This is a genomic window from Streptomyces sp. NPDC019531 (assembly GCF_044903305.1).
Classification (GTDB): Bacteria; Actinomycetota; Actinomycetes; order Streptomycetales; family Streptomycetaceae; genus Streptomyces.
Genome location: NZ_JBJDQL010000074.1, coordinates 1 through 26,044, shown reverse-complemented (window position 1 = coordinate 26,044; position 26,044 = coordinate 1). Strand labels below are relative to the sequence as shown.

The 26,044-nt window shown below is 71.4% G+C and carries 22 protein-coding genes; 15 read left to right on the top strand and 7 right to left on the bottom strand.

Going from position 1 to position 26,044, the window contains the following annotated elements:
• From ACI2L1_RS42575 to ACI2L1_RS42555, 5 genes are all read left to right on the top strand, one after another.
• Nucleotides 1-2,729, top strand: a 2,729-nt coding sequence (locus ACI2L1_RS42575) for a type I polyketide synthase (protein WP_404744855.1), incomplete at its 5' end; no start/stop codon positions are given.
• Nucleotides 2,719-4,584, top strand: a complete 1,866-nt coding sequence (locus ACI2L1_RS42570) for a beta-ketoacyl synthase N-terminal-like domain-containing protein (protein WP_404744854.1) — start codon at nucleotides 2,719-2,721, stop codon at nucleotides 4,582-4,584. The genes ACI2L1_RS42575 and ACI2L1_RS42570, both read left to right, overlap by 11 nt.
• Nucleotides 4,585-4,587: 3 nt before the next feature.
• On the top strand, nucleotides 4,588-6,165 hold the full coding sequence (locus tag ACI2L1_RS42565) for a fatty acid--CoA ligase (protein ID WP_404744853.1): 1,578 nt from the start codon (nucleotides 4,588-4,590) through the stop codon (nucleotides 6,163-6,165).
• A gap of 13 nt (nucleotides 6,166-6,178) precedes the next feature.
• Nucleotides 6,179-7,426, top strand: coding sequence for a cytochrome P450 (locus tag ACI2L1_RS42560; RefSeq protein WP_404744852.1), 1,248 nt, complete (start codon nucleotides 6,179-6,181; stop codon nucleotides 7,424-7,426).
• Nucleotides 7,423-7,656, top strand: a complete 234-nt coding sequence (locus ACI2L1_RS42555; protein WP_404744851.1) for a ferredoxin — start codon at nucleotides 7,423-7,425, stop codon at nucleotides 7,654-7,656. The genes ACI2L1_RS42560 and ACI2L1_RS42555 overlap by 4 nt, the downstream gene beginning before the upstream one ends.
• Before the next feature lie 511 nt (nucleotides 7,657-8,167).
• On the opposite strand, the gene ACI2L1_RS42550 is transcribed toward ACI2L1_RS42555, so the two are convergent.
• Nucleotides 8,168-9,187, bottom strand: coding sequence for a GlxA family transcriptional regulator (locus ACI2L1_RS42550; RefSeq protein ID WP_404744850.1), 1,020 nt, complete (start codon nucleotides 9,185-9,187; stop codon nucleotides 8,168-8,170).
• A 150-nt stretch (nucleotides 9,188-9,337) separates the two neighbouring features.
• Nucleotides 9,338-10,867 carry a mycofactocin system GMC family oxidoreductase MftG gene (gene mftG / locus ACI2L1_RS42545; protein WP_404744856.1) on the bottom strand — a complete coding sequence of 510 codons (1,530 nt, stop codon included), beginning with the start codon at nucleotides 10,865-10,867 and terminating at the stop codon, nucleotides 9,338-9,340.
• 111 nt (nucleotides 10,868-10,978) lie between these two features.
• Between mftG and mftA the strand changes: the two genes are divergently transcribed.
• From mftA to mftF, 6 genes are all read left to right on the top strand, one after another.
• Nucleotides 10,979-11,101 carry a mycofactocin precursor MftA gene (gene mftA, locus ACI2L1_RS42540; protein ID WP_404744849.1) on the top strand — a complete coding sequence of 41 codons (123 nt, stop codon included), beginning with the start codon at nucleotides 10,979-10,981 and terminating at the stop codon, nucleotides 11,099-11,101.
• A 29-nt stretch (nucleotides 11,102-11,130) separates the two neighbouring features.
• Nucleotides 11,131-11,397 carry a mycofactocin biosynthesis chaperone MftB gene (mftB, locus tag ACI2L1_RS42535; RefSeq protein WP_404744848.1) on the top strand — a complete coding sequence of 89 codons (267 nt, stop codon included), beginning with the start codon at nucleotides 11,131-11,133 and terminating at the stop codon, nucleotides 11,395-11,397.
• Entirely contained in the window at nucleotides 11,394-12,629 is a 1,236-nt protein-coding gene (gene mftC / locus ACI2L1_RS42530) for a mycofactocin radical SAM maturase (protein WP_404744847.1), read from the top strand. Before mftB ends, mftC begins: the two co-directional genes overlap by 4 nt.
• Nucleotides 12,630-12,717: 88 nt before the next feature.
• Entirely contained in the window at nucleotides 12,718-13,899 is a 1,182-nt protein-coding gene (gene mftD / locus ACI2L1_RS42525) for a pre-mycofactocin synthase MftD (RefSeq protein ID WP_404744846.1), read from the top strand.
• A 2-nt stretch (nucleotides 13,900-13,901) separates the two neighbouring features.
• Entirely contained in the window at nucleotides 13,902-14,642 is a 741-nt protein-coding gene (mftE, locus tag ACI2L1_RS42520) for a mycofactocin biosynthesis peptidyl-dipeptidase MftE (protein ID WP_404744845.1), read from the top strand.
• Complete coding sequence (mftF, locus tag ACI2L1_RS42515; RefSeq protein ID WP_404744844.1) at nucleotides 14,642-16,066, top strand: mycofactocin biosynthesis glycosyltransferase MftF; 1,425 nt, start codon at nucleotides 14,642-14,644, stop codon at nucleotides 16,064-16,066. Before mftE ends, mftF begins: the two co-directional genes overlap by 1 nt.
• Here the strand turns inward: mftF and mftR are convergent.
• The 3 genes from mftR to ACI2L1_RS42500 all read right to left on the bottom strand — a co-directional run bounded on the left by mftR (nucleotide 16,041) and on the right by ACI2L1_RS42500 (nucleotide 19,733).
• Nucleotides 16,041-16,661 (bottom strand): mycofactocin system transcriptional regulator, encoded by a 621-nt coding sequence (gene mftR / locus ACI2L1_RS42510; RefSeq protein ID WP_404744843.1) that lies wholly within the window; start codon nucleotides 16,659-16,661, stop codon nucleotides 16,041-16,043. The two genes, mftF and mftR, sit on opposite strands and share 26 nt — an antisense overlap.
• A 115-nt stretch (nucleotides 16,662-16,776) precedes the next feature.
• Nucleotides 16,777-18,363 carry a helix-turn-helix domain-containing protein gene (locus ACI2L1_RS42505; protein ID WP_404744842.1) on the bottom strand — a complete coding sequence of 529 codons (1,587 nt, stop codon included), beginning with the start codon at nucleotides 18,361-18,363 and terminating at the stop codon, nucleotides 16,777-16,779.
• An 89-nt stretch (nucleotides 18,364-18,452) separates the two neighbouring features.
• Nucleotides 18,453-19,733: a M6 family metalloprotease domain-containing protein gene (locus ACI2L1_RS42500; RefSeq protein WP_404744841.1), complete on the bottom strand. Its 1,281-nt coding sequence runs from the start codon at nucleotides 19,731-19,733 to the stop codon at nucleotides 18,453-18,455.
• A gap of 260 nt (nucleotides 19,734-19,993) precedes the next feature.
• Between ACI2L1_RS42500 and ACI2L1_RS42495 the strand changes: the two genes are divergently transcribed.
• Nucleotides 19,994-20,638 carry a TetR/AcrR family transcriptional regulator gene (locus tag ACI2L1_RS42495; protein ID WP_404744840.1) on the top strand — a complete coding sequence of 215 codons (645 nt, stop codon included), beginning with the start codon at nucleotides 19,994-19,996 and terminating at the stop codon, nucleotides 20,636-20,638.
• Nucleotides 20,639-20,758: 120 nt separating this feature from the next.
• Entirely contained in the window at nucleotides 20,759-22,300 is a 1,542-nt protein-coding gene (locus tag ACI2L1_RS42490; RefSeq protein ID WP_404744839.1) for an MFS transporter, read from the top strand.
• A 106-nt stretch (nucleotides 22,301-22,406) separates the two neighbouring features.
• Here the strand turns inward: ACI2L1_RS42490 and ACI2L1_RS42485 are convergent, their stop codons facing one another.
• Nucleotides 22,407-22,916 (bottom strand): MarR family winged helix-turn-helix transcriptional regulator, encoded by a 510-nt coding sequence (locus tag ACI2L1_RS42485; RefSeq protein WP_404744838.1) that lies wholly within the window; start codon nucleotides 22,914-22,916, stop codon nucleotides 22,407-22,409.
• Nucleotides 22,917-23,035: 119 nt separating this feature from the next.
• On the opposite strand from ACI2L1_RS42485, the gene ACI2L1_RS42480 reads away from it, so the two are divergent.
• A complete protein-coding gene (locus ACI2L1_RS42480; RefSeq protein ID WP_404744837.1) occupies nucleotides 23,036-23,827 on the top strand; it encodes a dioxygenase in 792 nt (263 codons plus the stop codon).
• A 1-nt stretch (nucleotide 23,828) separates the two neighbouring features.
• Here ACI2L1_RS42480 and ACI2L1_RS42475 read toward each other — a convergent pair whose 3' ends face one another.
• Nucleotides 23,829-24,359 (bottom strand): GNAT family N-acetyltransferase, encoded by a 531-nt coding sequence (locus ACI2L1_RS42475; protein WP_404744836.1) that lies wholly within the window; start codon nucleotides 24,357-24,359, stop codon nucleotides 23,829-23,831.
• Nucleotides 24,360-24,554: 195 nt separating this feature from the next.
• On the opposite strand from ACI2L1_RS42475, the gene ACI2L1_RS42470 reads away from it, so the two are divergent.
• A complete protein-coding gene (locus tag ACI2L1_RS42470) occupies nucleotides 24,555-25,553 on the top strand; it encodes an RNA polymerase sigma factor RpoD/SigA (protein WP_404744835.1) in 999 nt (332 codons plus the stop codon).
• Nucleotides 25,554-26,044 lie beyond the last annotated feature (491 nt).

The window sequence follows — 26,044 nt, the reverse complement described above, 5'->3', positions numbered from 1 at the left end:
GCGCATCCCCCAACTGGAACACCCTGCTCCCGGCCAGCACCGCCGCCCCCACCGACCTGCCCACCTACCCCTTCCAACACCAGCGCTACTGGCCCCAGCCCCCCGCCCCGGCCACCACCACGGCCGGCGACCCCACCGGCCACCCCTTCCTGGACGCCGTGCTCGACCACGCCGACTCCGGCGGACTGCTCCTCACCGGCCGACTCTCGCTCGACACCCACCCCTGGCTCGCCGACCACACCGCGCTGGGCACGGTGCTTCTACCGGGTACGGCGCTGCTGGAACTGGCCCTGCGGGCCGGTGCCGAGGTGGACTGCGACCGGGTCGAGGAACTCACCCTGCTGGCCCCGCTGACCATCCCGTCGGACGGCGCCCTGCACCTGCAGGTCTCGGTGGGGGCCGCCGATCAGTCCGGGGCACGGCCGGTGGCAGTCCACTCGCGCGCCGACGGTCTCCCACCCGGTGTGCCGTGGATCCACCACGCCCAGGGCGAACTCGTCCCCGGCGGCCGCCCGCAGGCCCCGTGGGAGGCCTTGCGCACCTGGCCTCCGCAGGACGCCACCCCGGTGCCGGCGGACGGTTTCTACTCCACCCTGGCCGGGCTCGGCCTGGCCTACGGTCCGCTGTTCCGCGGCCTGCGCGCGGTGTGGCAGCGCGGTGAGGAACGTTTCGCCGAGGTGCACCTGCCCGATGGCGGGGTCCAGGACGCGCGCCGGTTCGCCGTCCACCCCGCGCTGTTGGACGCCGCGCTCCAGCCGGTCGGGCTGGACGGCGGCGAGGCCCGGCTGCCCTTCGCCTGGCAGGGGGCGTGGCTGCGTCCCGCCCAGGCCACCTCGTTGCGGGTCCGCCTCTCGCCGACCGGAGCACCCGACACAGTGGCAGTCGAGATCGCGGACGGGGAGGGCAGGCCGGTGGCCGCCGTGCGGTCACTCTCGCTGCGGGCCGCCACCGCCGGACAACCGGGCCCCGCGACGCAGCACGGCATGCTCCTTCCCACCGTCTGGCAGGCCCTTCCCACCGGGACGCCCGACTCCACCGCGCGGCTGGCCGTACTCGGCCCCTTCCCGGCTGCGCCGGGCCTCGACCCCTACCCGGACCTGGCCGCGCTGCAGCGGGCGCTGGACGAGGGCGCGCCCGTGCCGGGCGCGGTGCTCGCGCCCTGCCCCGCGGTGGAGACGCCCGCCGAGGCGTCGGCCCGGCTGCTGGCGCTGCTCCAGGCCTGGCTCGCCGACGAACGGCTGGCCGCCGCCCGCCTGGTGGTGGTCACCCGCCGCGCCGTGGCGACGCGTCCCGACGAGGATGTGCCGGACCTGGTGAACGCCCCGCTCTGGGGCCTGGTGCGCACGGCGCAGACCGAGGAGCCCGACCGCTTCGTCCTGCTGGACGTCGACGACCTCGGCGCCGCCCTGCGGGCCTTCCAGACCTCCTGGCGCCGGGACGAGCCGCAGCTGGCGGTACGGGCCGGCACGGTGCTGGTACCCCGCCTGACCCGCGCCGCGACCACCTCGCGGTCCCGCCCGGCACCCCTGGACCCCGACGGCACGGTCCTGGTCACCGGCGGGCTCGGCACACTGGGCTCACTGACGGCCAAGCACCTGGTCCGGCGGTACGGAGCACGGCGGTTGCTGCTGGCCGGCCGCCGTGGACCGGACACGCCCGGCGCCCGTGAGCTGCTGGCGGAACTCGCGGCCCTGGGTGCCGAGGCCGAGGCCGTCGCCTGCGACATCGGCGACCGGGAGGCGCTGCGCGGGCTGCTGGCCGCGGTACCGGACGAGCACCCGCTGACGGCGGTGGTGCACACGGCGGGCGCCCTGGACGACGGTGTGCTCGGCGCACTCGATCCGCAGCGGCTGCGGCACGTCTTCCGCGCCAAGGCGGACGGAGCGCTGCATCTCCACGAACTCACCAGGGAGCACGACCTGTCGATGTTCGTGCTGTTCTCGTCGGCGGCCGGTGTCCTCGGCACCCCGGGACAGGCGAACTACGCCGCAGCCAACGCCTTCCTCGACGCCCTGGCCCAGCACCGCCGGGCCCATGGTCTGCCCGCGACCGCGCTGGACTGGGGATTCTGGGCGGAGTTGAGCGACCTGACCCGGCACGTGGACCAGACCGACCTGACCCGGCTGTCCGAGTGGGGCTTGGCCCCCCTGCCCTCGGACGAGGCGTTCGCGCTGCTCGACGCCGCGGTCGCCAGGCCCGAACCGGCCCTGGTGGCGGCCCGCCTCGACACCGGCGCCCTGCGACCACCGGTGCCGCCGCTGCTGCGGGACCTGGTGCGCGGCGCCGACGCCCGCCGGGAGACGCCCGACCGCGACGAGCCGGGCCTCGCGGACCGGCTGGCGGGCCTGCCGGAGGCCGAGCAGGAGAGCGTGCTGCTGGACCTGGTGCGCGCCCAGATCGCCACCGTACTGGGATACGACTCGCCCACCGCGGTACGCGGCGACCGGAGCTTCCGCGAACTCGGGCTGGACTCACTGGGATCGGTGCAGCTGCGCAACGCCCTCGGTGCCGCGCTGGGGTCCCGGCTGCCGGTGACCGTGGTCTTCGACCATCCCCACCCGCTCGCGCTGGCCCGCTACCTGCGCACCCGCCTGGTCGACGACGGAACGCCCGAGGTGCCCGGACCGGACCCCGAACCCGAGCTGGTCGCGGCGTCGGACGACGAGCTGTTCGCCTTCATCGACCAGGAGTTGGGGCTCGCCGAGGAGGGAACCGACGATGGCGAATGAGGACCGGCTGCGCGAGTACCTCAAGCGCGTGACCGTCGAACTCGACCGCACCCGCCGACGGTTGAGCGAGCTGGAGGCGGAGCACTCCGACCCGGTGGTGATCACCGGGATGGCCTGCCGCTACCCCGGTCAGGTGGCCTCCCCGGAGGACCTGTGGCAGCTGCTCCTCGACGAACGGGACGCGATCTCGCCGTTCCCGACCAACCGGGGCTGGAACACGGACGAGTTGTACGATCCCGTCCCGAACCGGCCGGGACGGACCTACGTACGCGAAGGTGGATTCCTCCACGACGCCGGGGAGTTCGACACCGCCCCCTTCCGCCTGTCGCCGGACGAGGCGCTGGCCGCCGACCCACAGCACCGGCTGCTCCTGGAGACCTCCTGGGAGGCACTGGAACGCGCGGGTATCGCCCCGGACTCCCTCGGCGGCAGCCTGACCGGTGTCTTCACCGGGGTCATGTACAACGACTACTCGGTCCAACTGCCCAGGCCGCCCGCCGACCTGGAGGGCCCGCTGGCGATCGGCTGCGCGCCGAGCGTGGCCTCGGGCCGGGTCGCGTACACCTTCGGCCTGGAAGGTCCGGCCCTCACGGTGGACACGGCGTGCTCGTCCTCCCTGGTCGCCCTGCACCTGGCGGCCCGGTCGCTGCGTGCGGGGGAGTGCACGCTCGCGCTGGCCGGCGGGGTGACCGTGATGTCGACGCCGACGCCCTTCGTCGCCCTCAGCCGGCTGCGGCAACTGTCGCCCGACGGGCGGTGCAAGTCGTTCGGGGCCGGGGCGGACGGCTGGGGCCTGGCCGAGGGCGTGGGCGTCGTGGTGCTCGAACGGCTGTCCGACGCGGTGGGCAACGGCCATCCGGTGCTCGCGGTGCTGCGCGGTTCCGCCATCAACCAGTCCGGAGCGTCGAACGGCATGACGGCACCGAGCGGGTCCTCACAACGCCTGATGATCCGTCAGGCGCTGAAGGCCGCCCGGCTCACCGCGGCGGACATCGACGCGGTGGAGGCCCACGGCACGGGCACCCCGCTCGGCGATCCCATCGAGGCGCAGGCCCTGCTGGACGCGTACGGACCCGCCCGCCCGCCGGGCCGACCGCTGTTCGTGGGGTCCATGAAGTCCAACCTCGGCCACACCCAGGCGGCGGGCGGCGTCGGCGGGGTGATCAAGATGGTGACGGCGATGCGGCACGGACTGCTGCCCCGCTCGCTGCACTCCGACCAGCCGTCACCGCACGTGGACCTGGAGAGCGACGCGATGCGGCTGCTCACCAAGGCCGTCCCGTGGCCGGAGACCGACCGGCCGCGCCGGGCGGCGGTGTCCTCCTTCGGGGTCAGCGGCACCAACGCGCACATCATCCTCGAACAGCCGGAGCCGCCGACCGCGGCGGCCGACCGCCCGGCCGGGCTCCTCCTGCCCTGGACGGTGTCGGCCTGCGGCGCCGAAGCGCTGCGCGCCCAGGCCGCCAGGCTGGCGGACAGTCTGGAACAGCACCCGGACCTCCACCCCGTGGACATCGCGTACTCCCTCGCGGTGAGCCGCGCCGGGCTCTCCCACCGGGCGGTCGTCCTGGCCACCGGCCTGGACGAACTCCGGCCCGCACTGCGGGCCCTGTCCGAAGGCCGGCCTGCCCCGCGGCTCGTCCAGGGCGTGGCGGACTCGGCCGTCGGACCCGAGGTGCCGGTGGAACCGCTCGTCACCGCGGCCGATCCGGAGCGGCTGCTGGCCATGGTGGCCGACGGCTTCTGCCGTGGCGCCGCGGTCGACTGGCGCGGCCTCCTGTCGGGCCTCGACGCGCGGATCACCCAGCTCCCCACCTACGCCTTCCAACGGCGGACCCACTGGATGCAGGCCTGAAGCATGAACACCCCCACCACCACGAGGAGTTCGTCCGTGCACACCCTCGATGCCGTGCTCGCCGAGCACGCAGCCGAACGGCCCGAGCAGGCGGCCCTCATCTGCGAGGACCGCCGCACCAGCTATGCCCGTCTGCACCTTGAGAGCGACCGGGGCGCGCACGCGCTGAGCGCCTCCGGCCTGTCGAAGGGCTCACGGGTGGGCTACCTGGGCCGGGAGTCGGAGTACTACTGGGAGTTGCTGTACTCCTGCGCGAAGAGCGGCGTCGTCCTGGTCCCGATCAACTGGCGGCTGACCGCGCCGGAAGTCGACTACATCCTGCGCGACTCCGGCGCGGAACTGCTCTTCATCGAGAGGGACTTCCTCGGGATCGCCCAGAAGCTCCAGTCCGAGCTGCCCGACCTCAAGCAGCTCGTGCTCCTCGATCAGGCCGATCCGGCGGGCATCACGGTCACGGACTGGAAGGCGAACGCTCCCGAGGAGCCCTGGGCCGGGCAGTCCGCCGAGGACGACCCAGTCGTGCAGTTGTACACCAGCGGCACCACGGGGTTCCCCAAGGGCGTGGTCCTGGCGCACCGGAGCTTCTTCGCGGTGCGCGACGCCCTGGCCGGGGCGGGCCTGGACTGGATCGACTTCAAGTCGAGCGACGTCAGCATGATCGGCATGCCCGGGTTCCACGTCGGCGGGGTGTGGTGGGCCACCCAGGGGTTCAACGCGGGCCTCACCAACGTCGTGGTGCGGAACTTCACCCCGAAGGACGCGGTGGGACTGATCCGCGACCTCGGGATCACCATCGCCTGCGTTGTGCCGGCGATGCTGCTCATGCTGCTGAACGAACCGGGCGTCAGCGCCGCGGACTTCGCGACCCTGCGCAAGGTGATCTACGGCGGTTCACCGATCTCGGAGTCGCTGCTGCGGCGCGGCATGGACGTCATGGGCTGCGAGTTCGCCCAGATCTACGGCCTGACCGAGACCGGCAACACGGCCATCTGCCTGCCGCCGGCCGCCCATCGCCAGGGCGACGCCCTGCTGCGGGCCGCGGGCCGCCCGTACCCGGGCTTCGCGGTGAAGGTCGTGGACGACAAGGGCGAGGTGCTGCCCACCGGTGAGATCGGCGAGATCTGCCTGCGGACCCCCGGCCACATGGTCGAGTACTGGCGGCTGCCGGATGCCACGGCCAAGACGCTGGTCGACGGGTGGATCCACACCGGTGACGCGGGCTACCTCGACGCCGACGGCTATGTGTTCGTGTGCGACCGCATCAAGGACATGATCATCCGGGCCGGGGAGAACGTCTACCCCGCCGAGATCGAGAACGCCCTCGCCGCCCATCCCGCCGTGTCCGACGTCGCCGTGATCGGGGTTCCGGACGAGCAGTGGGGCGAAGCCGCCAAGGCGTTCGTCGCGCTGCGCCCGGACCACACCGCCACCGCCCGCGAGTTCCGGCGCTTTCTGCAGGACCGCCTGGCCGAATTCAAGATCCCGACGATGTACGAGTTCGTCGACACCATCCCCCGCAACCCCAGCGGAAAGATCCTGCGCCGCACCCTGCGGGACCACAACGCCAACTACGCCAACTAGGAGGCATGCCAGCATGAAGGACCAGACATCCACAACCGATGCGTCCGCCGTCGAACCGCTCTTCCGGCCGTACACGGCCAAGGCGGACTTCCCCTGGGAGGAGCTGAAGCACGACCGGGAGCGCTGTCCCGTCGTCCACTCCGCGGAGCTGGACGCCGTGCAGATCAGCTCGTACGCGGGTGTGAAGGAGCTGCTCGGGCCGGAGTTCCACAACTTCACCGGCAACTACAGCACCCTGTGGCCGCTGAAGGAGCCGTTCCCGGTGGACGAGCAGATCTTCGCCTCCGCCGACCCGCCGCGTCACACCCGCCAGCGCAAGCTGTTCGTCAAGGCGATGTCGGCCTCGCGGATCCAGAACATGCGCCCCTTCAGTGAACGGCTGGCCAACTCCCTGGTCGACGCCATCATCGAGCGCGGCACCACCTTCGACCTGGTCACCGACTACGCCCGCAGAATCAGCGAGGGACACATCACCGAGCTGCTCGGCGTCCCCGCCGAGGACCGCGAGCGGTTCCTGCACCTGTCGACCCTGTACGAGCTGAGCACCGCGGACCCGGACAGCAAGGCGTACATGGCGGAGTCGGACGAGTGGCGGGAGCACCTCGCCGCGCTGGTGCGCGCCCGGCGGGCCGCCGGACCGGACAGCGACGACCTGATCACCGCGCTGTGCTTCGCCGAGGTCGACGGCGACCGGTACGACGAACTCGAGATAGCCGGGTTGATCCGGTCCGTGATCCGGGCCGGCAACACCACCACCGCGGCGGCCATCATCAACTCCATCCACCTGCTGGAGCGGCACCCCGAGCAGAAGGCCCGGTACCTCGCCGACATCGACGGCCTCAGCAAGTCGCTCCTGGACGAGGGGCTCCGCTACGACAGCCCGGTCATGGGCCTGTGGCGCGTGTGTGCCCGGCCGACCAGCATCCAGGGCTACGAACTCAAGCCCGGAGACCGGGTCTTCACGCTGAACGGCAGCGCCAACCACGACCCGGAGGCCTTCGACCGCCCGGACGAGTTCATCGTCGACAGGGACTGGAGCACGCTGCCGCCGCACCTGGCCTTCGGCCACGGCATCCACCACTGCATCGGCATGAACCTGGCCCGGCTGGAGTGCGAGGTCGGCTTCGCCACCCTGTACCGGCGGCTGCCCGGCCTGCGGATGCGGCCCGATGCCGTCACCCCGCAGACGCCCGGCCCGGTCTTCCGCAGCTGGCAGTCCCTGGAGATGGAGTACGACCTGCCCGAGGGAACCGAATCATGAGCATGACCGAACACCGCGTGAACGGAACCCACCTGAAAGTCGACCACTCCCTGTGCAGCGGCACCGGCCACTGCCAGGACACGGCACCGGATGTCTTCCGGGTCGTGGACGGCTGGGCCTGGCTGGTGGAGGATCCGGAGCTGGACCGTTCCGCCGCGGAGCGGGTACAGCGGGCGGTGGCCGGCTGTCCCTGGTTCGCGATCACGCTCAGCCAGGAGGCGGACGGGTAGGGGCTCCCGTTGGATCAGGCCGGGTCAGGCTCCCCTTCGGGGGAGTGCGTGCCGGGTCCCGTGAGCCCGGCCTGACCCGAACGGAGAGGTGCAGGGGTAGGGGGAGAAGCGCAGGTCGTGCGCGATTCGCCGATCGGTGACGCCCGAGCCCTGACGACCCGTCAGCGCCGCCCCGCCCCCGTCACAGGCGGCGGCCGTCGTCGCGAAGCCCATCGGCCTGGCCTCAGCCGTGGGGCCGCGCGAGATCGCCCACGTATGCGGCCATCGCTCTCGTGAACTGACGCGCCGTTGCCCGATCTCGGGTCGAGAGCCCTGACGTCGGCTGTGAGCCGCGGCTTCTCGCCTCCAGCAGCGGCTGCGGGAACTGCCTGCGGTCAAGTCCTCGGACGTGGCGTACCGATCTTGGGCGTCGCCTCGCTGACACGCGCGCGGGGCGGGGAGTGCCTTCGAGCTGCGTCCCGGCGAGTTCGAGGGCCTGTTCCGGGCCGGCAGTCCGGAGGCCGCCCGGTCTTCACGAGAACCGGCTGCGGTATTCGCCCGGCGGGATCCGATGGACCCGCAGGAAGGCGGCTCGCATGGTTCCTTCGGTGCCGAAACCCGTCGCTTCTGCGATCGACTCCAGGCTTTTGCCGCTCTCGACCAGACTGCGGGAGGCGACGGACACCCGGGCGTACTCCACGAACTCCCGTGCCGACATCCCCACTTCGAGCCGGAAGAGACGCGTCAGATGGCGTACCGACAGCCCGGAGCACCGGGAAAGCGACTGGAGCGACCAGTCTCCCGCGGGTTCGGCGAGGACCCGGTGCTGCACCTGACGGAGCGCCGGATTACGTGCGTCACGGCTGCCCAGATCGGTGAACGGCGCCTGCCCTCCCGGTTTCCGCAGTTGGGTGACCAGCTGCCGGGCCGTGCCCTGGGCGACGTCACGGCCGAGGTCCTCTTCCACCAGCGACAGGGCCAGATCGATGCCGGAAGCGGCTCCGGCGGACGTCGTGAAGCGGCCGTCCGTCACGACCAGGTCCCGCGTGTTCACCCTGAGGGCGGGGAAGCGGCGGGCGAGGTCGTCGGCGAACTTCCAGTGGGTGACCACTCTGCGGCCGTCGAGGAGGCCTGCTTCCGCGAGGAGGAAAGCACCCGTGCACACGGACGCGACCCGTTCGGCCCGCGCCGCCAGCGCACCGAGCCCACGGATGGTCTCTGCCGCCGCCGTCGGGATTCCGTCCACGCCGGACACGACGAGAGTGCCGATCTCCGCCACGTCCGCGATGCTGCCGTCCGGGACGAACCGCAGACCTCCGGACGTACGGACCGTGCCGCCGTCGGCCGAGACCGTCCGCACGTCGTAGCGGAAGCCCAGTTCGTGTCCTGTGTTCGCGCGGGAGAAGACCTCGACCGGGCCGCAGAAACCCAGATCCTGAACGCCGTCGTAGAGGAACACCAGCACCGAGTGGAGCTGAACGCTGCCTTCCGCGGGACCCTGCGCATTGCAGTCCCCGGCCACGTCGACATCGCTGACACCCACCGTTCGCATGCGATCACGTTCACCGCGAGCGGACACGGGGGGCAAGTATCCGTGCCGCTGTACGGCACGCACGTGGACACCGCTCGGCCCCCCGCCAGATCACCGAGGGCACTGACCGCAGACACTGACCGCAAGCACTGACCGGCCGAGGCCCCCCGCTCAGGGCAGTTCGTGCCGCATGGCGCGGGCCACCACTTCGCCGATGAGGACCGCGGTCGCCGCCGGGCCGCGCAGGGGGGCCGTGGGCAGGATCGAGGTGTCCGCCACACGCAGTGCGGTGACGCCGTGGACCCGGCCGTAATGGTCGACGGCGGGCCCCATGGGCACCGTGCCGCAGGTGTGCTGGGAGGTGCCGAGGCGGGCGGCCGTCCATACGTCGAGTGCGCGGTCGTCGGCCAGCACGTCCGGCCCCGGCTCCAGGAGGCCGACGGAGATGTCGTCGAAGGCGCTGGTGGCGAGCAGGGCGGCGGTCGTGCGGACCACCTCCCGGAGGCGGCGCCTGTCGGCCGCGGTCCGCAGGTAGCCGTAGTCGATGCGCGGCGGTACCGCCGGGTCGGCGGACAGGGTGAGGAGTCGGCCGCCGGTGCGAGGCGACTGGACGGAGACGAGGAAGGCGAGGGGTGCGCCGGGTGTGGCAGGCGTTCCGTCGACCAAGCCTGCCATGGGGACCAGGGATTGAAGGATCTCCAGGTCACCGGGGTACGTGCCGTCCGACGACGACAGGTGCAGGGCACCGCCGAGCCATGACTCGGCGGGTGCCTCCAGAGGCACCCTCGGCTTCCACTCCACCACGACCTGCGGATGGTCGCTGAAGCGGGCGCCGACGGCCGGGAGGTCCTTGATGACAGGGAGACCGAGGCGTTCGAGAGCGGCGCGCGGTCCGATTCCGGAAAGGTGCAGCAGATGAGGCGAGGCGAACGCGCCGGCGCAGAGTACGACTTCGCCGGCGTCCAGCATGGTGCGTTGCCCCACTACGACACCGGTGGCGCGACCCCGGCTGACGACGACACGGCGTACCGAACAGCCGCCCTGCACCCTGAGGTTGGGGCGTGCGAGCGCGTCCAGGACATAGCTGATGCCGGTGTTGAGACGCACCCCGTCGACGGAGTTGGACGGCACCGGGCCGAACCCTGGCGCGGACTGGGCGTTCTTGTCGGGCTCCGGGGGGAAGCCGAGTTCGCGCGCGGCCGCCTGGAACGCCGCGGCGGCGGGGTGCTTCAGGTCCGTGCGCCGGATCCGCACCGGACCGGTGCCGCCGTGCACCTCGCCGGGGGCGTGGTCGAGGTCGTTCTCCAGGCCGCGCATCAGTGGCAGCAGGTTGTCGTACGACCAGGCGTCGCCGCCCGCGGCCGACCACCGGTCGAAGTCGCCGCGTCGGGCCCGGATGAAGTAGCCGCCGTTGACGGTGGTGGAGCCACCGAGGAAGCGGCCCCGGGGCACGGTGTACGGACGGTCCGGGGTGAGGTGCACGGCGTAGGGCTCGACGCCGGGGTGGCCGGGCCGCGCGCCGGGAACGAGCCGGGCGTCCAGCAGCGCGGGCGCGAAGGCGGACAGGGTCCGGGGGACCGGCCCGGCTTCGAGCAGCAGCACCTTGCGGTCGGGGTCCTCGCTGAGGCGCGCCGCCAGCACGGCACCGCAGGCCCCGGCCCCCACCACGACCACGTCCGGGCGGCTCGACGGAGAACCCATGGTCACCGGACCCTTCCCTTTTGGCACCTGGTGCCAATACTCTCCGAGCATCGTAACGGGCGGCCCGTGGCCCGCGACCGCGAAGTCGCCGGAATTCACCGAGGAGTTCCCATGAGCGAGTTCAGCCAGTTCAGCCCTGCCGAGGCCGACGAGGCCACGGATCCCGAGGAACTGATCGAGGCCGACGACCTGGTCGAAGAGGTCTCCATCGACGGCATGTGCGGCGTCTACTAGCAGCCCCGCCGACGCCCGCCATGTCGACGATGGACCTCGACCGTGCCTGGGACCTGCACCCGCAGGTCTCGGTGCGGCCGGAACCCTTCGGTGCGCTGCTCTATCACTTCGGCACGCGCAAGCTGTCGTTCCTCAAGGACCGCCGTCTGCTGACGGCCGTCCAGTCCCTCGCGGACGCGCCCTCCGCCCGCGCCGCCTGCCGGGCCGCCGGCATCGGCGAGGCCGAACTTCCCCGCTACGAACGGGCGTTGGCGACTCTCGCCGAGTCCTCGATGGTCGTAGGAAGGCCCATATGACGACAACCTCTCCAGGCACATCACGACTGGTCGACCTGTTCGAGTACGGTCTCGACGCCCCGATCTGCCTGACCTGGGAACTGACCTACGCCTGCAACCTCTCCTGCGACCACTGCCTGTCCAGCTCCGGCCGCCGCGACCCGCGCGAACTGACCACCGCCGAGGCCAAGGCCGTCATCGACGAACTGGAGGCCATGCAGGTCTTCTACGTCAACATCGGCGGCGGCGAGCCCACGGTCCGCCACGACTTCTGGGAACTCCTCGACTACGCCACGAGCCATCACGTCGGCGTGAAGTTCTCCACCAACGGCGTCCGCATCACCCCCGAGGCCGCCGAGCGCCTGGCCCGCAACGACTACGTCGACGTCCAGATCTCCCTCGACGGCGCGACCGCGGACGTCAACGACGCGGTGCGCGGGGCGGGTTCGTACGCCATGGCGCTGAAGGCCATGGAGAACCTCTCCGCGGCCGGCATGAAGAACTTCAAGCTCTCCGTGGTGTGCACCCGCCACAACATCCCGCAGATGGACGAGTTCAAGGCCCTCGCCGACCGCTACGGCGCCCAACTCCGCCTGACCCGGCTGCGGCCATCGGGGCGCGGCGCCGATGTGTGGGACGAACTGCACCCCCTGCCCGCCCAGCAACGCGAGCTGTACGACTGGCTGGTGGCCCACGGCGACTCCGTGCTGACCGGGGACTCCTTCTTCCACCTCTCCGCCTACGGCGAGGCCCTCCCCGGCCTCAACCTCTGCGGCGCCGGACGCGTCGTCTGCCTCATCGACCCCGTCGGCGACGTCTACGCCTGCCCGTTCGCCATCCACGACGAGTTCCTCGCCGGCAACGTCCGCGAGGCGGGCGGCTTCGCCGGGGTGTGGCGCGGCTCCGAGCTCTTCCGGCGGCTGCGCGCCCCGCAGAACGGGGGAGCCTGCACCTCCTGCGCCTTCTACGACACCTGCAAGGGCGGCTGCATGGCAGCGAAGTTCTTCACCGGGCTGCCGCTGGACGGCCCGGACCCCGAGTGCGTGCAGGGCTACGGTGAACAACTGCTCGCCCGGCGCCCGCAGGACCGGAGCCGCCTGCCCAAGCCCGCGGTCGACCACTCCCACCGCACCTCTGCGGCCGTACGCCCGAGGCCGGTCGACGTGACGCTCGTACGCCGCCGCGAGGACCTCGACCGGACCCCGGTGAGCGACTGCGCCGAACACCCGCTGGCAGGCCTGCACTTCACCTAGGGGGTGTCTGACAATTCCCCTCGTCCGCCTGGAGGGCGGGAATTGTCAGACACTCCCTGGACCCCAACGCCGAGACGAGACGAGACACATGGGCAGGAACCCCTGGTTCGAGACGGTCGCCGAGGCGCAGCGCCGAGCCGAGAAGCATCTTCCGAGCACCGTCTACGGTGCCCTGGTCGCGGGCTCCGAGCGCGGTCGCACCATCGACGACAACACCGGCGCGTTCGCCGAACTGGGCTTCGCTCCCCGCGTGGTGGGGCATCACGCGCAGCGCGACCTGTCGACGACCGTGATGGGCGTACCGACCTCGATGCCCGTGCTCGTCTCCCCGACCGGCGTCCAGGCGGTGCACCCGGACGGCGAGGTCGCCGTGGCCCGCGCGGCGGCCGGCAAGGGCGTCATCATGGGCCTGAGTTCCTTCGCGAGCAAGCCGGTCGAGGAGGTCGCCGAAGCCAACCCCGACACCTTCTTCCAGCTGTACTGGAGCGGCACACGCGAGACCATGGTCCAGCGCATGGACCGGGCCAGAGCCGCCGGCTGCAAGGGGCTGATCGTCACCCTGGACTGGTCCTTCTCCAACGGCCGCGACTGGGGCAGCCCGGCGATCCCGGAGAAGATCGACCTCAGGGCGATGGCCCGGCTCGCCCCGAACGTCGTCACCCGCCCCCGCTGGCTGTGGAAGTTCGCCAGATCGGGCCGAATCCCTGACCTTACGGCACCCAACCTCGCTCCCTCCGGCGGCGGCCCGGCCCCCACGTTCTTCGGCGCCTACCACGAGTGGATGCAGACCACCCCGCCCACCTGGGACGACGTCAAGTGGCTGCGCGGGGAGTGGGGCGGCCCCTTCCTGCTCAAGGGCGTCAGCCGGGTCGACGACGCCAGGCGGGCCGTCGACGCGGGGGTCACCGCCCTGTCGGTCTCCAACCACGGCGGGAACAACCTGGACACCACCCCCGCCAGCATCCGGATCCTCCCCTCGATCGCGGCGGCGGTCGGCGAGGACGTCGAGGTCCTGCTCGACGGGGGCGTCCGCCGGGGCGGCGACGTGGCGAAGGCCCTGGCCCTCGGCGCCCGCGCCGTCATGATCGGCCGGGCCTACCTGTGGGGCCTGGCGGCGAACGGACAGGGCGGTGTCGAGAACGTCCTGGACATCATGCGCGGCGGCCTCGACTCCGCCGTCCTGGGCCTCGGCCGCGCCTCCGTCCACGACCTGTCGCCCGACGACCTCGTCATCCCGCCCGGCTTCACCCGCACACTGGGCGCCGCCTGACCATGCCGTACGAGCCCCCGCGCGCCCTTGCGCACACCGTCTGGCCCGCCGTCCCGGCCAGGCCCCTGGTCCTGGTGCCGGTCGGGTCGACGGAACAGCACGGGCCACATCTGCCGCTCGACACCGACAGCGTGATCGCCCGAGCCGTCGCCGAACGGGCCGCGGAGGCCCTGCCGGGAGAGCCGCTGGTGGCACCGACCGTCCCGTACGGCGCCAGCGGCGAGCACGCCCACTTCCCCGGAACCGTCTCGATCGGACACGAGGCGCTGCGCGCGGTGGTCGTGGAGCTGGTGCGCTCCCTGTCCCTGTGGGCGGGGTCGGTCATCTTCGTCAACGGCCATGGCGGCAACACGGCGACCCTGGCCACCGCCGTCCCACAGCTGCGGGAGGAGGGGCACGACGTCGCCTGGACCGGCTGCGGCGTTCCCGGAGGCGATGCGCACGCGGGCCGCACCGAGACCTCGTTGATGCTGCACCTCGCCCCCGGGAACGTACATATGGACGCGGCCGTCGTCGGCGACACCCGGCCGATCGCCGCCCTCATGCCGGACCTCGTCGCCCACGGCGTCCGCGCGGTCTCCCCCTCCGGAGTGCTCGGCGACCCGACCGGTGCCTCGGCCGAGGAGGGCCGCCGACTGCTGGACCTGATGGTGTCGCACACCGTCCGCCGCATCGGCGCGGGCATCACCGACGGCCGTGGACAAGTCGTCGGCACCTCAGTGGAGAGCGAGGTAGCCCCGTGATGCCCCTCCCGCGCGGATTCGTGGTCACCCTCGACCGGCACACGCAGGTCCTCGACGGCGGCCGGGCCCTCCTCGGCGGGTTCCCCACCCGTCTGCTCCGCCTGACACCGAGGGCCCGTCCCCTGCTGACGGGCAGGACCCTGCGCGTGACCGACCGGGCGAGCGCCGTCCTCGCGGACCGGCTGCTGGAGTCCGGCATGGCCAATCCGGCCGTCGAAGCGCTCCCGCCCTGCCCCGACCCCCGGTACACCGTCGTCGTACCGGTCCGCGACCGCGCCCGCCAACTCGACCGCCTGCTCACCTCCATCGGCCCGGACCACCCGGTGATCGTCGTCGACGACGCCTCGCACCGCCCCGGGGCCGTGGCGACCGTGGCGGCGAAGCACGGCGCCCGTCTCGTCTCCCTGCCGGCGAACCTCGGCCCCGCCGGGGCACGCAACGCGGGCCTGCGACAGGTCACCACCCCCTACGTCGTCTTCGCCGACTCCGACGTCGTCCTGACCCCCGCCACGGTCACCACCCTCCTGCGGCACTTCGCCGACCCCCGGGTCGCCATGGCCGTACCCCGCATCACGGGCCTGCCACCGGCCACCGCGCCGACCTGGATCGGCCGCTACGAAGTGGCCCGCTCCTCCCTCGACCTGGGCCGGCACCCCGCGGCGGTACGGCCCGGCACCCCCGTCTCCTGGGCGAGCACGGCCTGCGTCGTCGCGCGCGTCGACGCCCTGGGGGAGGGCTTCGACGAGAACCTGCGGGTCGGTGAGGACGTCGACCTGTGCTGGCGGCTGATCCGGAACGGCCGGCGCGTGCGCTACGAGCCCGCCGTCGAGGCGGCCCACGAACACCGGGCGCGGCTCGACGACTGGTTCCTGCGCAAGGCGCTGTACGGCACCGGGGCCGCCCCGCTCGCCCGACGGCACCCCGACTTCATCGCGCCCGCGGTGTTCGCTCCCTGGAGTGCCGCGATGACGGTCGCCCTGCTCGCCCAGCGGCGCTGGTCCCTGCCGGTCGCCGGGGCGGTCCTCGGGGTCGCCGCGGTGCGCATCGCCCGCAAGCTCGACGGCACCGAGCAGCCCTATCGGCTGGCCGTACGGCTCACCGCCAACGGGGGCGCCGGCGCCCTGAGCCAGACCTCCGCGCTGCTGACCCGGCACTGGTGGCCGCTGACCGCGGTCGGCTGTGCGGTGTCGGGCCGGGTGCGCAGGGCCGCCGCGGTCGCGGCCCTGACCGACATCGCCCTGGAGTACCGCAGGGACAAGGCGGAACTCGACCCGGTCCGCTACGGCGTCGCCCGCCGCCTCGACGACCTGGCCTACGGCGCGGGCGTCTGGCTCTCGGCCGCCACAGGGCGCTCCGCCAAGGCTCTCCGGCCCCGCGTCGTCGGAGTGAGCCGGGCGGTCAGTACCGGCCGAAGCCGGCCGTGAGTTGCCGTACGGCCTCGTCCAGCAGACGGCTCAGACCGGCGTCCTCCTCGGTCAGCCAGTGCTCGTAGGCGGCCACGCAGGAAGCGAGGACGGTATGACCCACGAGGCGGGGCAGCATGTCGGACGGCGACAGGCCCATGCGCCCGGCCGCGAACCTGGTGACGACGGCCCGCCACGACGCGTAGCGCAGCGTCGAATCGGCCTGGAGGGTGGGCACCCGCAGGATGAGCTCCATGCGCTGCCGGTGCCAGGGCACCTCGGCGGGGTCGAACCGGTTGAACTCGACGACCGCGACGCGCAGCGCGTCCATCATCGTGGTCTGCGGATCGGCCGCCGCCAACAAGGCCTCGAACCCGGCAAGCTGTTCCTCGAAGTCACCCCACACGAGATCGTTCTTGGACGCGAAGTAGCGGAAGAAGGTGCGGCGGCCGATGCCCGCGGCGGCCGCGATGTCGTCGACGGTCGTGCGGTCGAATCCCTGCCGTGCGAAGAGTTCGAAGCCGAGCCGTTCGAGAGAACTCCGCGAACTGACCGGCGGACGGCCGGTCCTGGCCGCCCCGGAGCCACCGGTCGCCTTGTCCGGAAGCCGCTCCACACGCACTCTTTCCTGTCACCGGTCCGCCCCGGATGCTATCGCGGCGGACCGGCACACATGCTGCGCTGCCACCAAGGTGAAACGATGTGATCGGTTCCCTTCGCGGCATCGGGTGTCACAGGAGCCGGACCCTCGTGAAGTGGCCGGCCGCACGGAGTTCCGTCTCGATGCGGCTCGCCGTCAGGAGTAGTTCGGGGAGGAGTTCGTCGATGCATTCCCGCGGAGTGCGGCCCGACGCGTGCAGGGCCACGTTCACGGCGGCGACCACCCGGCCCGTACGGTCGCGCAGCGGCACCGCGAGGGTGCGCAGGCCGTCCTCCCAGTCCTCGTCCAGCAGGGCGTAGGCCTCGGTGTCCGACAGCAGGACCCGGCCCAGGGAGGTCGCCGCGGCCGGCAGCCTGGTGCCCACCCTGATGTCCACGCTCATGATCCGCGGGGACATCGCCCGCGCCGTGTACTGGATCTCCGCGGTCGGCCCCGGGGACACCAGCACCGCCAGCGCCGTCGACTCGCCCACCCGCGCCGACAGGTCTGCCAGGTGCGGGGTCGCGATGCGGGGGAGGGACGTGCGGGAGAGGGGCGGGAAGCCCAGGGACAGCACCCTGGGCGTCAGGGTGAAGGTCCGGGACTCCGGCTGCTGGCGGACCAGGCCCAGATGTTCGTAGGTGATCAGGGCCCGGCGGGCCGTCGCCCTCGCCAGTCCCGTCGCCCGCGCCACGTCCGTCAGGGTCAGCGCGGCCCGGCCCTCGCCGAACGCCGTCAGCACGGTGAGGCCCCGCGCGAGGGACTCGACGAAGTCGCGGCCCAGTTCGCTCTTGGACGCGCCGATCCAGGAGGCGAGGTCCGTGGGGGGTGTCCCCGGGTCCGGCTCCGGGGCGGATGCAAGCTCGCGTTCCATCTCCGCCACCGTCGTCCGCAGCCGCGGCAGCAGGGTGTCGCGCAGATCCGCCGCCGTGTGCCGGCTGGTGTGGCTCACGACGCTCACCACACAGGCGATCCGGGTGGTGCGCGGATCCCGGACGGGCACCGAGACCGCGACCAGCCCGGGCTCGATCAACTGGTCGTCCAGCGCCCAGCCGTCCCTTCCCGCCTGCGCCGCCTTCGCCTCGAACTCCCCCTTCCCGGCCGGGAGTTCCCGAGGCGGTACGGCCGGAAAGGCCCGGTCCCGCGGATCGGCCGCCCGGCGCTCGCGCCAGGCCCGCCAGTCCTCGTCGGTCCACTCGGACGCGAACAGGGGCCCCGGCGCGGTGCGTTCGGCGGGGAGCAGGTCGCCGATGCGGAAGCTGAGGGACATCGCACGGCGGCGGGTGGCCTGGTGGATGAAGCGGATGCCGTCACGGTCGGCGACGGCCAGCGACACCGACTCGTCCAGTTCGTCGGCGAGAGCGTCGGCCCGCCCGGACAGCAGGGCGGGCAGCCGCAGGGCGGCGAGATAGGCGTTGCCGAGTTCCATGAGCCGGGGGGTCAGCACCGCGTCCCGGCCGTCGAGACGGACGTATCCCATGCGTGCCAGCGTCGAGGTGATGCGGTCGACCGTGGAACGTGCCAGGCCCGTCGCCCGCTCAAGCCCGCTCAGGCTCAGCGTCCCGCCCGCCTCGGTCAGCTCCCGCAGCACCCTGACCCCCCGGATCAGCGGCGCCACCGCCTCGTCCGGCACGACGGGCTCGGGCACCACCGGGGAGGTGGTCGGGTCAGCGGGCATCGGCTCTCCGGTACGGCGGTCGTGGCACGCCTACGGTAATCCGAACGGGGGCACGGCACGCCCACGGCGCCCGGCCCGGCGCCTCGCCGCTAGCCCCGGGTCACCGAGACCCGGTAGTTCCCCTCCGCGTCCGCCCCCGTCACCCGCACCCGAACGCCCCTGAGCAGGTCCCGGAACTCCTGACCGGCCGTGAACGGCGCGTCCGAGAGCTCCGCGTGGACGTTGGGGCTCCTTGTGCACCCTCCGCTGTCCTCCTGCGAGTCGTACACCCGTACCGGCCCCCGCCCGGTGTCGACGCCCGTGTCGATCTTGTAGACGAGGACCCCTGGCCGGCACACCGTCTGGTCGTTGCCCTCGCGGGTGCGCAGCTCGACCGCGTAGCCGGTGCGGCTGCCCAGGGGCACGACGAGCAGTTTGGTGCCGAGTCCGGGCCGGGCCAGCGGGGTCAGCGTGTACTCCGAGGTGCCGCGGTCCGTCACACAGCCGACCTGCGTCGCGTCCAGCCAGCCCAGCTTCCACTTGTGCCAGCCGAGGAGGTCGTTGTCGGCCCCCCAGTCCTCGCTCATGATGTCCCAGTGCCCGACCGCGCCCCCGCCCGACTGGGTGTACAGGTCCGGCAGTCCGAAGACATGGCCGTTCTCGTGGGGCAGCACCCGGTAGCCGGTCTGCGCGTAGGAGCCGGAGCCGTCGTCCTGGCGGGAGTAGACGAAGGACGCGTTGGCGACGGGCACGCCGTCGGCGACCGGGGCGTCGGTGTTGCCTGCGAAGCTCACCGACAGGACCGTGTCGAGGGCGGAGGGACCGGCGTTCGGGGTCATCAGCACGTTCAGGAAGTCGTACGAGCGGAAGTCCACCCTGGGATCGGCGGCGGCCACGATGTCCTGGACCAGTCGGCGGTAGCCCGGGTCGAAGGCCGCGCCGCGCTCTATGCCGTAGGACCGGAACGACCTCGGCATGCGCAGCCAGTCGGTGATCGGGGTCTCGGGACGGTAGTCGAGACGGCCGTAGGAACTGGTCCGGAACCACTCCTGGGTCTGCGGGAAGAACTCGCGGAAGCGGCTCTGGGCGGTCCCGGAGCCGGGTGCGTCGGAGAAGTCGACCATCAGGGTCAGGGCGCGGACGGTGCCGGTGGAGCGGGAGTAGCCACCGGGCGTGGGCAGGCCCTCGGACATCTGGACGGTGCGGCGGCCGCTGATCAGACAGGCGCCGTGGGTGTCGGAGCGGGCCGGGGAGATCGGGCCGCCCGCGGTGGGGGAGGGCAGGGTGAGGCGTCCGGTGCCGGCCGAGGTGCTGACCGCGAGGGTCAGGGCGGTCACGGAGGCGAGGGCGGCCACGCGGCGGGTGCGTATGCGACGTCTGGTCCACGGCATGCGGGCACCCTTCGGAGCGCGGCAGCCGCTGGTCGGAAGGCTGCGCCTTTTCGATCACCCTCTGCCGGGGCAGGGGCGGACGCGCGCTGGAGGAGACCGAACGTGGGTATCGCGAAACCTGTGACTCAGGTCACAACATAATTTCCCCTCAACCCGAAATAACCGGGGAGCGTCTCCCCGTTTAGACCTGTGTCCGAGCGAAACGGGGACGGCCTCCCCGGATCGTGAAGCCTTCAAGTCTTCGACCAGAGGAGTGCGCCGTGACCGCCACGACGACCGCGCAGCGCAAGGCGCCCCGGCCCCGTGCCGACGCCCTGCGCAACCGGGAGCGGATCGTCACCGCCGCCCGCGAGATGTTCACCGAGTTCGGCCCCGACGTGCCGCTCGACGAGATCGCCCGCCGGGCCGGTGTCGGCAACGCCACGGTGTACCGCAACTTCCCCGACCGCGACGCACTGATCCGCGAGGTCGTCTGCTCCGTCATGGACCGGACGTCCGAGGCGGCCGAGCTCGCGCTCGCGGAGACCGGGGACGCCTTCGGCGCGCTGGAGCGGTTCGTGCACGCCTCCGCGGATGAGCGGATCACCGCGCTGTGCCCGATGGTCCAGAGCACCTTCGACCAGTACCACCCCGATCTGGTGGCCTCGCGCGAACGGATCGAGCAGCTCGTCGAGCAGCTCATGGACCGGGCCAGGACGGCCGGTCAGCTCCGTACCGACGTGAGCGTCGGCGACTTGATGGTCGCCGTGGCCCAGCTGTCCCGGCCCCCGGCCGGCGTCGGCTGCCTCACCCTCGACGGGTTCGTACACCGCACCCTTCAGCTGTTCCTGGACGGACTGCGGGCTCCGGCCCGCTCCGACCTGCCGGGCGCGGCCCTGACCATGGAGGACCTCCGCCAGGCCTGACCGATGAGTTCAGAGCACCAGAGCAGTCTCTAGCTACGACTTCCACCAGCCGTCATCACTGACGGACTGTCCCCTTTCGACACTCTTCTTCCGTTCCGAAGTCCCGAAGTGGGTATCCCCATGTCTGAAACAGCCGCAAAGGCTCCCGGCGCACCGGCACCGTCCGGTGACGCCAACCGCTGGAAGGCGCTCGTCTTCATCGCGCTCGCCCAGCTGATGGTCGTGCTCGACGCGACCATCGTGAACATCGCGCTGCCCTCCGCCCAGACCGACCTGGGCATATCCGACGGCAACCGCCAGTGGGTCGTCACGGCCTACGCCCTCGCCTTCGGCGGACTCCTGCTGTTCGGCGGCCGCATCGCCGACCTGTGGGGCCGCAAGAACGCCTTCGTCGTGGGTCTCGCCGGCTTCGCCGCGGCCTCCGCGCTCGGCGGCGCCGCCACCAGCGGCGCCATGATGTTCGGCGCCCGCGCCCTCCAGGGCGTCTTCGGTGCGCTGCTCGCGCCCGCCGCGCTCTCCCTGCTGGCCGTGATGTTCACGGACGCCAAGGAGCGCGCCAAGGCCTTCGGTATCTACGGCGCGATCGCCGGTGGTGGCGGCGCCGTGGGCTTCATCCTCGGCGGCGTGCTCACCGAGTACCTGGACTGGCGCTGGACGTTCTTCGTCAACATCCCGTTCGCGATCATCGCGGCGCTCGGCGCGTACTTCGTCATCCGTGAGCCCGAGGGCGGCCGCAACCGCAACCCGCTCGACATCCCGGGTGTCCTTCTGTCCACCCTCGGTCTGGTCTCGCTCGTCTACGGCTTCACCCGCGCCGAGTCCGACGGCTGGGGCGACTCCATGACGGTCGGCCTGTTCGTGGCGTCGGCGGTCCTGCTGATCTCGTTCGTCGTCACCGAGGCCAGGGTCAAGGCCCCGCTGCTGCCCCTGCGCGTGATCACCGACCGCAACCGCGGCGGCATCTACCTCTCCCTCGGCATCGCGATCATCGCGATGTTCGGCACGTTCCTCTTCCTGACCTACTACCTGCAGGTCGTGAAGGGCTTCTCGCCGATCAAGACCGGCTTCGCCTTCCTGCCGATGATCGCGGGCATGATGGTGGGCTCGACCCAGATCGGCGCCCGCCTGATGACCCGGGTTCCGGCCCGGCTGCTGATGGGCCCCGGCTTCCTGGTCGCCTCGGTCGGAATGCTCCTGATGACCCAGCTGGAGATCGGGTCGTCGTACGCCTCGACGATCCTGCCGGCGATGCTGCTGCTCGGCCTCGGCATGGGTACGGCCTTCATGCCGGCCATGTCCCTGGCCACCCTGGGCGTCGAGCCGCGTGACGCCGGTGTCGCCTCCGCGATGGTCAACACCTCGCAGCAGGTGGGCGGCGCGATCGGTACGGCACTGCTGAACACGATCGCCGCGTCGGCCACGACCGCGTACGTCGCGGACCACATCGGCTCCGCCTCCTCCCGCTCCCAGCAGCAGCTGGTCCAGCTGGACGGCATGGTGCACGGCTACACCAACGCGATCTGGTTCGCCGTCGGCATGCTGGTCCTCGCCGCGGCCATCGTGGTGACCCTCGTCAACGCCGGCCGCCCCGACACGACCACCGTGACCGGGTCCGGCGAGGGTGCCGAGGAGGAGCTGGCGGTGCCGGTCGTCGCCCACTGACGACGACCATCCGGCGGTACCCCTTCGAGAACCTCGTACGTACGGGGATGGGGACGCTCCGTACGTACGGCCCCAGGAACTGCCCTGGATTCGCTGAGTGAGCGGCTCAGCGGAGCCAGGGCAGATCCGCGCCCGCCTCGTTCGGCTGGAGTCCCTCGGCGACGATCTGCATGATCTCGCCGAGGGACTTCTGCTGTTCCGGGGTGAGCCGGTCGAAGACGGCGTTGCGTACGGCCCGCACATGGCCCGGCGCGGCGCCCCGCAGCGTCTGCAGCCCCTGGTCCGTCAGGACCGCGAACTGCCCGCGCTTGTCGTCCAGACAGTCCTCCCGGCGCACCCAGTCGCTGCGCTCAAGCCGGGCGATCGCGTGCGAGAGCCGGGACCGGGTGATCTTCGCCTTCATGGCCAGCTCGGTCATCCGCAGCCGCCGACGCGGTGCGTCGGCCAGCGCGACGAGCAGCCCGTAGTAGACATGCGGCATGCCGACGTCCCGCTGGAGCTGGCGGTCGAGGTGGTCCTCAAGAAGGGTCGTGGCGTGCACGTAGGAGCGCCAGACGCGCTGCTCTTCGTCGTTGAGCCACTGGGGCTCCTCATCGGGGACGGGTGCCGTGTTCATGTCTCCCACTCTACGAGCTCTCTCCTTGAAGCTTAAACAAATGAAGCGTACAGTCATGTCGAAGGAAGCTTTAAATTTGAAGCACTAAACGCATCGGAAGTACCGGAGGAGTCACCGCCATGTCCGCCGACACACAGGAGCGCATGCCCGCCCTCTATCTGAGCCACGGCGCCCCGCCGCTCGCCGACGACCCGATCTGGCCCGGTGAGCTCGCCGCATGGTCCGTGGACCTGCCCCGCCCCAAGGCGATCCTCATGGTCTCCGCCCACTGGGAGGAGGCCCCCCTGGCTCTCGGTGCGGTACGGCCTGTCCCCCTGGTCTACGACTTCTGGGGTTTCCCCGAGCACTACTACCAGGTGACGTACGACGCCCCCGGTGCCCCCGAACTCGCCGAGTCCGTACGCAAGTTGCTGCGCGCCCCCGGCATCCCCGTGCAGGACATCCCGGACCGCGGACTGGACCACGGAGCCTACGTCCCCCTCGTCGAGATGTTCCCCGAGGCCGACATCCCCGTCCTGCAGATCTCCATGCCGACGCTCGACCCGGTGCGGCTCATGGAGATCGGCCGCAAGCTCGCGCCGCTGCGCGACGAGGGCGTCCTGATCGTCGGCTCCGGCTTCTTCACCCACAACCTCGCGGCCCTGCGTCACACCGGCCCCGGAGTGCCCACCTGGTCCTCGGAGTTCGACGACTGGGGACGGCGGGCCCTGGAGGCGCGTGATGTGGACTCCCTCCTCGACTTCCTGAACAAGGCCCCCGCCGGGCGCTACGCCCACCCGCGCACCGAGCACTTCGCGCCCCTGTTCGTCACCATGGGCGCGGCGGACGTGAGCGGTGAGCTGGACGCGCAGAAGTCCGTCATCGACGGGTTCTGGATGGGGATGGCGAAGCGGTCCGTGCAGTTCGGGTGACCTAAAGGTCCTTTTCGTACCAGGCCACGTCCCAGTAGCGGCCGAACTTCCTGCCCACCTCCCGGTATGTGCCGACGTGCCGGAAACCGAAGCGTTCATGCAGCCGCGTGGACGCCTCGTTGGGCTGGGCGATGCCGGCGTAGGCGCGATGAAGGTCCTCGTCGGCGAGCGCCTCGAAGAGGGCCTTGTACAGGAGCGTGCCGATCCCGCGGCCGCCCTCGTCCGGTGCGAGATAGACCGTGACCTCCACCGAGGTCACGTACGCGGGCTTGGCGCGGAACGGGCTGGATGTGGCGTAGCCCAGGATCTTCTGTGAGGTTCCTGTCGGGTCCGCCGCCGTGGCAACCATCAAACGGTGCGGGCCGTCTTCAGGGTGGGAGAGCAGCCAAGGACGGCGTTCTTCCGGAGTGAAGACGGCGGTATCGAATGTGATGGGCGTCTCACGTACGTAGTGGTTGTAGATATCGGTGAGAGTGGCGAGGTCACCCTCGACTCCCGGCCTGACCTGCACCTCTGTACGTTCCGACGACATCAGGCCTCCTCGTGTGGCGGGACAGGGTACTGCAAGATCAGAAAAATAGTGGTGTGCGTTGGGAATTCTGTCCGGTTTCCAGTCGTTGTTTCCATCGGATGCAGGGCACCCGAGGAGAGTCCGGAAGCAACCGGAGCCGGGTACCAGCATCCCAAGGACCACCCGCTGACCACCCACCATCGCAAGGGAGCACGCATGGCAACCCGTGCCGTCGCCCGTCGTACGTCCGCCACCGGCGGGTCGACCGACGCGGCCCGCAGTGTTCGCGTCCATGGCGGCGAGATCGCCGACCGCGACCTGGTCGGCATGTATCTCGACGAGATCGCGCGTACACCGCTGCTCGACGCCGCCAAGGAAGTCGAGCTGTCCCAGATCATCGAAGCGGGTGTGTTCGCCCGGCAGGTCCTCGACGGGTTCGAGGATGCCAAGGCGGATGCCACCCGAGAAGAGCTGGAAGCCCTGGTGGAGGAGAGCGAGCGCGCCAAGGACGTGTTCATCCGCTCCAACCTCCGCCTGGTCGTCGCCGTGGCCCGCCGCTACCCCCGCAGCGGCCTGCCCCTGCTCGACCTGATCCAGGAGGGCAACGCCGGTCTGGTTCGCGCGGTCGAGAAGTTCGACTACCGCAAGGGCTTCAAGTTCTCGACGTACGCGACCTGGTGGATCCGTCAGGCCATCACCCGCTCCATCGCCGACCAGTCCCGCACCATCCGGCTGCCCGTCCACCTCGTGGAGGAGCTCGGCCGTATCCGCCGTGTCCAGCGTGAGTTCAACCGCGAGCACGGCCGCGACCCGGAGCACGCGGAGATCGCCGCCGAGCTCGGCTCCAACGCGGAGCGCGTGACGGACGTCCTGGACTGGGCCCGAGACCCGGTCTCGCTGAACATGTCGGTGGACGACGACGGTGACACCCAGTTCGGTGACCTCCTGGAGGACACGTCGGCGGTCTCGCCGGAGCAGTCGGTGCTGACGCTGCTCCGCAGCGAGGAGCTGGACGACCTCATCGGCCGCCTCGACCAGCGCACCGCGTCCATCATCAAGATGCGGTACGGCATCGAGGACGGGCGCGAGCGCACGCTGACCGAGGTGGGCAAGGAGCACGGCCTCACTCGCGAGCGGATCCGGCAGATCGAGAAGCACGCTCTGCTGGAGCTGAAGAAGCTCGCGCGTGACACCGGGTTCGACGCGGCGGCGTAGGCGGGGTGTGCCCGCGTACGCCGGGTGGCGGAAGGCCGCGTAAACATGGCTGTACTAGGCCGCTTCAACCCACGGGACCCTGGGAACAAGACTTCAGGGTTCATATGTTCGGGTCCCGGAGGCCAGGTCTCCAGGGCCGCCTGAACCAAGTCCCGACGCACACCCCCCCGGCGCCGGGACTCTCCCGAGCCGGACTTCGGCGCCCCTCCCCCCGGGTGTCGGGGTCCGGCTCTTTTTCGCCCCGGGAAGCCGGAACGGTGGGTCACCCCGTACCTGAACCACGGGGTGACCCACCGGATGGCAGATTCTGTCACATCGGCGTTGCGTGCCGGGCGGTGAGCAGCGCGGGTGCCTGCGGCGGCGGGTGCGGCTTGGTGGGGGCGGGCGTTTTGCGCAGTTCCCCGCGCCCCTTATATGCCTGCGGCGGCCTGTGCGGGGTGGGTGGGGGCTTGTGTAGCGCGTGCGGGTGGGTTGTGGGTCGGGGCCGGGGT

Coding starts and splice junctions, on each gene's coding strand:
- mftG (WP_404744856.1), bottom strand. CDS start 10,867: ATGGGTTCTCCGTCGAGCCGCCCGGACGTGGTCGTGGTGGGGGCCGGG.
- ACI2L1_RS42555 (WP_404744851.1), top strand. CDS start 7,423: ATGAGCATGACCGAACACCGCGTGAACGGAACCCACCTGAAAGTCGAC.
- mftF (WP_404744844.1), top strand. CDS start 14,642: ATGCCCCTCCCGCGCGGATTCGTGGTCACCCTCGACCGGCACACGCAG.
- ACI2L1_RS42490 (WP_404744839.1), top strand. CDS start 20,759: ATGTCTGAAACAGCCGCAAAGGCTCCCGGCGCACCGGCACCGTCCGGT.
- ACI2L1_RS42500 (WP_404744841.1), bottom strand. CDS start 19,733: ATGCCGTGGACCAGACGTCGCATACGCACCCGCCGCGTGGCCGCCCTC.
- ACI2L1_RS42485 (WP_404744838.1), bottom strand. CDS start 22,916: ATGAACACGGCACCCGTCCCCGATGAGGAGCCCCAGTGGCTCAACGAC.
- ACI2L1_RS42480 (WP_404744837.1), top strand. CDS start 23,036: ATGTCCGCCGACACACAGGAGCGCATGCCCGCCCTCTATCTGAGCCAC.
- ACI2L1_RS42550 (WP_404744850.1), bottom strand. CDS start 9,187: ATGCGAACGGTGGGTGTCAGCGATGTCGACGTGGCCGGGGACTGCAAT.
- mftC (WP_404744847.1), top strand. CDS start 11,394: ATGACGACAACCTCTCCAGGCACATCACGACTGGTCGACCTGTTCGAG.
- ACI2L1_RS42470 (WP_404744835.1), top strand. CDS start 24,555: ATGGCAACCCGTGCCGTCGCCCGTCGTACGTCCGCCACCGGCGGGTCG.
- ACI2L1_RS42475 (WP_404744836.1), bottom strand. CDS start 24,359: ATGTCGTCGGAACGTACAGAGGTGCAGGTCAGGCCGGGAGTCGAGGGT.
- ACI2L1_RS42565 (WP_404744853.1), top strand. CDS start 4,588: ATGAACACCCCCACCACCACGAGGAGTTCGTCCGTGCACACCCTCGAT.
- ACI2L1_RS42570 (WP_404744854.1), top strand. CDS start 2,719: ATGGCGAATGAGGACCGGCTGCGCGAGTACCTCAAGCGCGTGACCGTC.
- mftE (WP_404744845.1), top strand. CDS start 13,902: ATGCCGTACGAGCCCCCGCGCGCCCTTGCGCACACCGTCTGGCCCGCC.
- ACI2L1_RS42505 (WP_404744842.1), bottom strand. CDS start 18,363: ATGCCCGCTGACCCGACCACCTCCCCGGTGGTGCCCGAGCCCGTCGTG.
- mftD (WP_404744846.1), top strand. CDS start 12,718: ATGGGCAGGAACCCCTGGTTCGAGACGGTCGCCGAGGCGCAGCGCCGA.
- mftA (WP_404744849.1), top strand. CDS start 10,979: ATGAGCGAGTTCAGCCAGTTCAGCCCTGCCGAGGCCGACGAGGCCACG.
- mftB (WP_404744848.1), top strand. CDS start 11,131: ATGGACCTCGACCGTGCCTGGGACCTGCACCCGCAGGTCTCGGTGCGG.
- ACI2L1_RS42560 (WP_404744852.1), top strand. CDS start 6,179: ATGAAGGACCAGACATCCACAACCGATGCGTCCGCCGTCGAACCGCTC.